Raw genomic sequence first — 6,660 nt, forward strand, 5'->3', positions numbered from 1 at the left:
GAAATGGCTGCCCGGGCGCCATTTCCGGCGGTTATCATGTGGCCGATAACTCACTTCAAAGGGAGCGCGCCATGGCCTTAATGGACTTCATCAAGAAACAGTTCATCGACATCATCCAGTGGACCGAGGCCGGCGACGGAACCCTGGCCTGGCGTTTCCCGATGGCCGACATGGAGATCCAGTACGGCGCCTCGCTCACCGTGCGCGAGTCGCAGATGGCGGTGTTTGTCAACGAAGGCAAGGTCGCCGACGTGTTCGGCCCCGGCATGTACAAGCTGACCACGCAGACCATCCCGGTGCTGACCTACCTCAAGAACTGGGACAAGCTGTTCGAGTCGCCCTTCAAGAGCGACGTTTATTTCTTCAGCACGCGCCAGCAGATAGACCAGAAGTGGGGCACGCCCCAGCCCATCACCATACGCGACAAGGACTTCGGCGCCGTGCGCCTGCGCGCCTTCGGCAACTACAACTTCCGCATCGCCGACCCCAAGCTCTTCCACACCGAAATCTCGGGTACGCGCGACCGCTACACCACGGCCGACCTCGACGGCCAGCTGCGCGGCCTGGTGCTGCAGAACATTTCCAACGCCATCGCCTCCAGCGAGATCGCCTTCCTGGACCTGGCCGCCAACCAGCTGGCTTTCGCGCAGGCGCTGGTGACCCAGCTCACGCCCGAGTTCGCCAAGATAGGCCTCAAGCTCGAAGGCATGACGGTGCAGAACGTCTCGCTGCCCGAAGAGCTGCAAAAAATCCTGGACCAGAAAATCGGCATGGGCATGGTCGGCAACGACATGGGCAAGTTCATGCAGTACCAGACGGCGCAGGCGATTCCCAAATTCGCCGAGGGCGCGGGCTCGGGCGGCGGCATTGCCGGCGACGCCATGGGCCTGGGTGCCGGCGTGGCGCTGGGCCAGGTGCTGGCGCAAAACCTGCAGCAAGGCTTGCAGGGCGGCGGCAACGCGGCCCAGGCCGCCACGGCCGCGGCGGCGGCCGTGAAGCCCGACGACGTGATGGCCACGCTCGAGAAGCTCGGCGAACTCAAGGCCAAGGGCATACTCACGCAGGAAGAGTTCGACGCCAAGAAGGCCGAGCTGCTCAAGAAGCTGGTCTGATGCCGGTCGCGCCGCGCATCGTTCACTGACCGTTCATCTTGGCATCCGAACCCCAGCAACGCGCCTACCGCGCGCCGTGTCCCGGCTGCGGCGCGCCCGTTGAATTTCGCAGCGCGCAGTCCACGCACGCGGTGTGCGGTTATTGCCAGAGCACCGTCGTGCGCGACGGCGACACCTTGTCGCGCATCGGCAAGATGGCCGAACTGTTCAATGACTTCAGCCCGCTGCAGTTGCAGGCCTCGGGTAGCTGGCAGGGCCGCAATTTCACGCTGGTCGGCCGGCTGCAATACCAGTACGCGCAAGGCACCTGGACCGAGTGGTATGCGGTGCTGGACGACGGCAAAGCCGCCTTCCTGAGCGAAGACAACGGCGCTTATGTCTTCAGCCTGCCCACCAGCCTGCAGCGCGCCGTGCCGCCGGCCGAAAATTTCCGCGTGGGCGCGACCACGGCCATCAACGCCAAGCCTTTTAGCGTGGCGTCCAACGAACGTGTGTCCCTGCTCTCGGCCCAGGGCGAGCTGCCGCGCCTGCCAGCGCTGGGCTCGCCTTTTGCGATGGTGGAGCTGCGCAGCGCCGACGGCGACGTGCTCAGCGTCGACTACGGCGCGGTGGCAGGCGGCGGCGTGCCCGCGCTGTCGCTGGGCCGCTCCGTGCTGCTGGAGGACTTGAAGCTCACGGGCCTGAAGGACGAGTCCGCCAAGGACGAAACTGGCAAGCAGTTCAGCTGCCCCAATTGCGGCGCGCCTGTCGAGGTCACGCTGGCCGGCAGCAAAAGCATTACCTGCCGATCCTGCAACAGCATCATCGACCTCACGCAGGGCACGGGCGCCGCGCTCAAGCACGCAATCCAGGACGAACCCGTCAGCCCGCTGATCGCGCTGGGCAGCACGGGCCAGCTTGCGGGCGTGCAGTGGCAGGTCGTCGGGTTCCAGCACCGCATGGGCTACGAGGCCGACGATCCGGATGAGCACTTCGGCTGGGATGAATACCTGCTCTACAACCAGAAGCGCGGCTTCACCTTTCTGGTCGATTCCGAAGACGGCTGGAGCCTGGTCAAGCCGGTCACGGGCGCGCCCAGCTTCAAGGCCGGCGGCGACAGCGCGACCTACCTTAAAACGACTTACCGGCTGCAAAGCAGCTACCGCGCCGAAACCAGCTATGTGGCCGGCGAGTTTTATTGGCAGGTGCAGCGCGGGCAAAAAACCTTTAACCGTGATTTCGCGAGCGGCAGCGCCCTGCTGTCGCAGGAAGAAGCGCCCAATGAGATCACCTGGTCCAGCGGCAGCAAGCTGGACGGCGACCTGGTCGCCAAGGCCTTCAAGCTCGAGGGCAAGAAGGATTTGTTCAAACGTTCAGACGCCAAGCCCCTGAGCAGCTCGGCCGGCATGGGCTGCGGCACCATCATCATCGTGGTGTTGCTGATACTGGTGCTGTTGTTTGTCATAGGCCGCTGCTCAAGCTGCGACCCGAAGTATGAAAATTGTTCCTCGTCCAGCAGCTCGCGCAGTTCGGGCGGCTCGTTCGGCGGTTTTTCCGGCGGGGGCGGCCACAAATGAAGACCGCCTCTTTTTGCTTCTTCACCTTCTGCGCAAGCTGGCAGACCTTTTCTGGAGACCATCATGGGACTTGAATGGCTTAAACCCGCGGCTTTCCTGGGCTCGATCCTGTTCGCGCTGATAGGCGTGATCATCTTCTGGCTCAGCTTTGTCATCATCGACAAGATGACGCCCTATGACCTGTGGCTGGAGATTGTCGAGAAGCAGAATGTGGCGCTGGCGCTGGTGGTGGCCGCGATGGCGTTGGGCATCTGCGTGATAGTAGCCGCCGCCATCCACGGGTAATTTCTTTCGGGGCTACTGCGCGGACCGGGGGCGGCGTTGGCCGGTGCTCGGAATCCTCATGTACCCATAGGTACATTCCGGTTCCTGCGCGCCGTCCGCCTTGCCCGCGGCCCGCTCGCTACGCCCTACGCGCCGTCGTAACCGGCTCGCTTCGCATCGCATCGCGGCTCACTTTTCCTTCCATTTCATTTTGAACACTGAGTCACCCACTCCCCCCACCCCGCGCCCTCTAGAGGTCGCGCTGCTGGCCAGCGTCTTTGTCGTGGCGGCATGCGGGCTGGTGTATGAGCTCGCGGCGGGGGCCTTGGCTTCTTACCTGCTCGGTGATTCGGTGCTGCAGTTCTCCACCATCATCGGCAGCTATTTGTTCGCCATGGGCATTGGCTCCTGGTTGTCGCGGTTTTTCGAGCGGCAGCTGCCCGCGCATTTTTTGCGCATTGAGTTGATGGTGGCGCTGGTGGGCGGCGCCTTGCCGGCCCTGCTGTTTCTGGCGAATGCCTATGTCCCCGGCGCTTTCCGCTTTCTGCTCTATGCCCTGGTGCTGCTGGTGGGCACGCTGGTGGGGCTGGAGATCCCGCTGGTCATGCGCATACTGCGGCGCAACGTGGCGCTCAAGGAACTGGTCTCGCAGGTGCTGACCTTTGACTATTTGGGCGCGCTGGCCGTGTCGCTGGCCTTTCCGCTGGTGCTGGTGCCGCAGCTGGGCCTGATACGCACCGGCCTGCTGTTCGGCCTCATGAATGCGGCCGTCGCGCTGTGGGCGCTGTGGCTGTTTCGCGCCGAGCTGCGGCATGTCAGGTCGCATGCCGTCGCGTGCTTCGCCGTCTTGTTCGCGTTGGCCGCTGGTTTTGCGGGCGCTAACCAGATCACTACGCTGGCCGAAGACCATTTCTACCAGGACCGCGTGGTCTTCACCGCCACCACGCCTTACCAGCGCATCGTCGTGACCAACGGCCGCGGCGGCCACAGGCTGTTCCTCAACGGCAACCTGCAGTTCGCTGAGCGCGACGAATACCGCTACCACGAAGCGCTGGTGCACCCGGTGATGAGCGCGCACGGCGCGCCCAAAAAAATCGCCGTGCTGGGCGGCGGCGACGGTATGGCGGTGCGCGAGATCCTCAAGTACCCGAGTGTGGAGAGCGTCACGCTGGTCGAGCTGGACCCGGCCATGACGGATCTCTTCAGCCAGCAGCCGGCCTTGAAGCGCCTGAACGGCGAGGCGCTGCTGTCGCCCAAGCTGCGGGTGGTGAATGCCGACGCCTTCCAGTGGCTGGACAAAAGCGCGGACATGTTCGACATCATCGTGGTCGACTTCCCGGACCCCACCAATTTTTCCATCGGCAAGCTCTACACCAACTCGTTTTACGCGCTGCTGGACCGGCACCTGTCGGCCAGCGGCTATGCAGTGATCCAGACCACCTCGCCGCTGGTGGCGCGCCGCAGCTTCTGGACGGTGGTGGCCACGCTGGAGGCCGTGGGCCTGAAGACCGCGCCCTACCACGCCAATGTGCCCAGCTTCGGCGAATGGGGTTTTGTGGTCGCCAGCCGCCGGCCTTTCAGCCCCGCGACGCAAACCGGCGCCCTGCCGGCCGGCCTGCGTTTCCTGGATGCGCAAACCCTGCCGCTGCTGTTTGATTTCCCGGTCGACATGGCCCGCGTGCCGGCGCCCGTCAACCGGCTCTCCAACCAGGAGCTGGTGCACAGCTATGAGCAGGAATGGGGCAAGGTGCTGCGTTGAAGCGCCGTGATTTTCTGGCGGCCTCTGCGTTGCCGCTGCTGGGCTGCAAGGAGACCCGGAGTATCGAAGGCGGCTTTCTGGGTGCGAACCATGAACGCGGCCACCTGCTGCGGCCTGGCGAGCCCGGCAAAGACCGAGCCTGGCCCGCTCCCTCCGTCACCAGGCGCACCCGTGTGCTGATTGCCGGCGGCGGTGTCGCCGGCCTCGCGGCGGCGCGTGCGCTGCGCCTGCGCGGCATGGATGATTTCGCCATGCTGGAGCTGGAGGACAGCGCCGGCGGCAACAGCCGCGGCGGCGTGGTCGGCGGCCTGCCCTGTCCGCTGGGCGCGCACTACCTGCCGGTGCCCGGCGAGGGTGCGCGCGATGTGCAGGACCTGCTGGAAGAGCTGTCGCTGCGCCGGCGTGTGGCTGGGCGCTGGGAGTATGACGAGCGCCACCTGTGCCACAGCCCGCAGGAACGCCTCTTCATCCACGGCCAGTGGCAGGAAGGCCTGCTGCCCCTGCCGGAGATGGACATCGCCCTGCTGGCCGACTACCAGCGTTTTGCACGGCTGGTGCAGCAAGCCTCTGCCGCCGCGCCTTTTTCGATTCCGCTTCCAGCGAGCGCGCCGGCGCCACAACACCGCGCCCTCGACGCCCTGACCTTTGAAGCCTGGCTGGACCAGCAGCAGCTCACGCGCGCGCCGTTGCGCTGGTACCTGGACTACTGCTGCCGCGACGACTACGGCGCGGGCCTGGACACCGTCTCGGCCTGGGCCGGCATTCATTACTTCGCGAGCCGCCACGGCTTCCAGGCGCCCGGCGAGCCGCCTTCGGCCGAGCGCGATGCCGGTGTGCTGACCTGGCCCGAAGGCAACGGCTGGTTAACCCGGCAACTGGCCGCGCCGCTGGGAGATCGCTTGCACACCGGCCGCATCGTGATCCGCGTCGCCGCGGGCCGGCACGGCGTGGAGGTCGACGCTTTCAATGCGGCCACGCAGGCGGTGGAACGCTGGCAGGCCGAGCACTGCATCCTCGCCCTGCCGCTTTTTGTAGCCGCCCGCGTCGTCGAAAACCCGCCGCCCGCGCTGCGCGAAGCCGCCGGCCAGCTGCGTTACGCGCCCTGGCTGGTCGCCAACCTGCACATCGCTTCAGCCCTGCACGACAGGCCAGGCGCCGCGCCCAGCTGGGACAACGTGATCTACGGCGACAAGCCCGGCCTGGGTTATGTCGACGCCACGCACCAGAGCCTGCAGGCCGTGCCCGGCGCCACGGTGCTCACCTATTACCGCGCGTTCGGCATAGGCGCAGCCGGCCGAAAAACCTTGTACGAGCGGCTCTGGACGCACTGGCGCGACAGCGTGCTGGCCGAACTCTCGGGGCCGCATCCCGACCTGCCAGGCAAGGTCACGCGCATGGAGGTCATGCGGTATGGGCATGCGATGAGTGCGCCGGTGCCGGGGGTGCGTGGCAGTTCCGCACTGCGGGCGCTGCAGGGCGTTTTGCCATTGCCTTGGCGGCGGCTGCATTTTGCGCACAGTGATTTATCGGGGTATTCGGTGTTTGAGGAGGCGTTTACTCATGGGCATAGGAGAGGATTGTCTTTGGGTTTGGCTTGAGAGGTTCCGACGTTGGTGTGTTCTGCTAAGTTCTGTTGGCCGGGGGTTGCCCGGCGGCAACTCACTTTTCTTTTGCTTCGCCAAAAGAAAAGTAAGCAAAAGAAAAGGCGACCCTGGTGTCTGCGTCCCCTGCGCTTCGCTACGGGGCAACCTGCGGTGCTCGGTTCAGGCGGGGTCTCGCTAAACTCGCTACGTTTCACTTCGCTCAAACAACGCGATCCCTTATCCGCCTGAACCTCCGCTCCTCGGCGCATACACAAGGGGTGGAGACAGAAAATACCAAACAGCCGAAGACAGAACTCCGAATACCTAAAACCACAAGGACACGCCACGGCGTGTCCTTGTTGGTATTTGTCTTCTTGGTATTTCGG

Annotated in this window: 5 protein-coding genes and 1 other RNA gene; all 6 read left to right on the forward strand. The window is 64.8% G+C overall.

Annotated features, from left to right (window positions below; all coding sequences use genetic code 11):
- The first annotated feature begins 71 nt into the window (after positions 1-71).
- The 6 genes from BLQ85_RS22675 (at position 72) to BLQ85_RS22700 (ending at position 6,289) form a co-directional block, all read left to right on the forward strand.
- On the forward strand, positions 72-1,112 hold the full coding sequence (locus BLQ85_RS22675; RefSeq protein ID WP_074580230.1) for an SPFH domain-containing protein: 1,041 nt from the start codon (positions 72-74) through the stop codon (positions 1,110-1,112).
- Between the two features lie 38 nt (positions 1,113-1,150).
- Entirely contained in the window at positions 1,151-2,668 is a 1,518-nt protein-coding gene (locus tag BLQ85_RS22680) for a DUF4178 domain-containing protein (protein WP_074580231.1), read from the forward strand.
- A 63-nt stretch (positions 2,669-2,731) separates the two neighbouring features.
- Complete coding sequence (locus BLQ85_RS22685; protein WP_007871890.1) at positions 2,732-2,953, forward strand: DUF350 domain-containing protein; 222 nt, start codon at positions 2,732-2,734, stop codon at positions 2,951-2,953.
- Between the two features lie 58 nt (positions 2,954-3,011).
- A non-coding RNA gene (locus BLQ85_RS22690) (sX9 sRNA) lies at positions 3,012-3,087 on the forward strand.
- Between the two features lie 56 nt (positions 3,088-3,143).
- A complete protein-coding gene (locus BLQ85_RS22695; RefSeq protein ID WP_254806505.1) occupies positions 3,144-4,691 on the forward strand; it encodes a polyamine aminopropyltransferase in 1,548 nt (515 codons plus the stop codon).
- On the forward strand, positions 4,670-6,289 hold the full coding sequence (locus tag BLQ85_RS22700; RefSeq protein ID WP_175456179.1) for an FAD-dependent oxidoreductase: 1,620 nt from the start codon (positions 4,670-4,672) through the stop codon (positions 6,287-6,289). The genes BLQ85_RS22695 and BLQ85_RS22700 overlap by 22 nt, the downstream gene beginning before the upstream one ends.
- Positions 6,290-6,660: the final 371 nt, after the last annotated feature.

The sequence above is a fragment of the Polaromonas sp. JS666 genome, from assembly GCF_900103405.1.
GTDB lineage: Bacteria > Pseudomonadota > Gammaproteobacteria > Burkholderiales > Burkholderiaceae_C > Polaromonas.